This is a genomic window from Alistipes sp. ZOR0009, from assembly GCF_000798815.1.
GTDB lineage: Bacteria > Bacteroidota > Bacteroidia > Bacteroidales > ZOR0009 > Acetobacteroides.
The window spans coordinates 1-402 of record NZ_JTLD01000115.1 but is presented as its reverse complement, the minus strand read 5'-3'; the positions used below and the strand labels follow the sequence as shown (position 1 = coordinate 402).

Genomic DNA, 402 nt, shown 5'->3' with positions numbered 1-402 from the left:
CCTCCTGCTTTAGAATAAGCATATGAATGCAAGGAAGCATTATAAAAAAAGAACCATCAGCAAAAAGTCGCAAATCACATGTCGCAAATCGCACTACTCAATACTCATATCGCAAATCACAAATCTCCTACCCCTCTACAAATCCGCCAACAGCAGCCCTTTCCTTCATCCGGCTGCTATGCCATAATAGAAAACCACCCTCACATCCGTCAACACCCGTGGCGAAGCCACACAACCAACGGCGAAAATCCATGTTTGAGCAACACTCGGAAGGCAGCTTGTGACCAAATGAGAAAACGACAATCGTTCTACCACCGCAACACAATCCATCAAGAATCCATAAGCCGATGGTGCGAGTTAATTTCCGCCATGTTTTTTGGTTACTTTTTTGCGCCAAAAAAG

1 protein-coding gene is annotated in these 402 nt (G+C 44.5%); it reads right to left on the bottom strand.

The window, feature by feature from the left end; genetic code table 11:
- Nucleotides 1-127: 127 nt before the first annotated feature.
- Nucleotides 128-402: hypothetical protein (locus L990_RS20490; RefSeq protein ID WP_047452003.1), on the bottom strand; the 275-nt coding region annotated here is incomplete at its 5' end.